Below are 840 nucleotides of genomic sequence, written 5' to 3'. Positions count from 1 at the left end.
GCAAGGACCGAGATGCGGATGCTGTAGGTACCGCCTTCGATCTGAGAGTAGATGCTCCGGGTGATGTCCAGATCCATAAGCTGCAGTTTGGAAACCACCTGGTCCTGCGTCAGTTTCCGCTCCATACGGAGGGAGCGGATGGTTTCGCCAATCTGAATATCCTGTTTCAGTTTTTGTTCCATGAAAGAAGCCTCCTTTTTCGTGTTTCCGGGAGTATGCCGAAACCGATCTCGTGAATTTGCAATGTATTCATTGCAGTTTCCTTGATTCTACTGGATATTCCGAGTATAATTGCAATGTATTCATTGCAAAACCGCAGGGGGCTTAGGCCCTGCGGTCAGTTCTGTTTCTCTACCATGGAGGCTTTGGAGAGTAGCTCCTGGATCGTTTCGATGGTTTTGTTATCCAGGGAGCTGACATATTGGATGAGGTTTAAGGCAGCCGGTGACATCCTGTAATCATGCGCCTGGCATAAAAGCCAGCGATCCATAGACAGGCTGAAGGTTTTGGAAAGGACCATGGCAACTTCCAGAGATGGAAGTTGTTGTCCACGTTCAATCTTGGTATAGTATGAATAGGAAATGCCTGCTTTTTCTGCAGCATATTCCTGGGTGTATCCGAGCTGGAGCCGTCGTTCCTTCAGGATCCTGCCGATCCGCCTGATTTCAGATTGTTCCATGTCCTTTACACCCCCTTTCCATGTTTGCCTTTATGGTAAGACATAAATAGTGCCTGAACCACACACTATTTATGCTCATAACAGACACAAATAATGCTTGTTACAGACATAAATAAAGCGGGAGGAAGGACGATGCAGAAGGGAAAGTATTACCGGATGAG

The 840-nt window shown here is 47.0% G+C and carries 2 protein-coding genes; both read right to left on the bottom strand.

What is annotated here, in order from left to right; all coding sequences use genetic code 11:
- Positions 1–182, bottom strand: a 182-nt coding sequence (locus tag B5E53_RS18710; RefSeq protein WP_087317628.1) for a helix-turn-helix domain-containing protein, incomplete at its 3' end; no start/stop codon positions are given.
- Between the two features lie 155 nt (positions 183–337).
- A complete protein-coding gene (locus B5E53_RS18705) occupies positions 338–679 on the bottom strand; it encodes a helix-turn-helix transcriptional regulator (RefSeq protein ID WP_087317626.1) in 342 nt (113 codons plus the stop codon).
- Between the last annotated feature and the right edge of the window lie 161 nt (positions 680–840).

It is taken from the genome of Eubacterium sp. An11 (assembly GCF_002161065.1).
In the GTDB taxonomy this organism is placed as follows: Bacteria; Bacillota; Clostridia; order Lachnospirales; family Lachnospiraceae; genus Anaerobutyricum; species Anaerobutyricum faecale.
Note: the sequence above shows the minus strand (reverse complement) of the source record. Positions and strands in the feature narration are given on the sequence as shown.

Excerpts from the sequence above, each read along its gene's own strand:
- B5E53_RS18705 (WP_087317626.1), bottom strand. The coding sequence starts at position 679 with ATGGAACAATCTGAAATCAGGCGGATCGGCAGGATCCTGAAGGAACGA.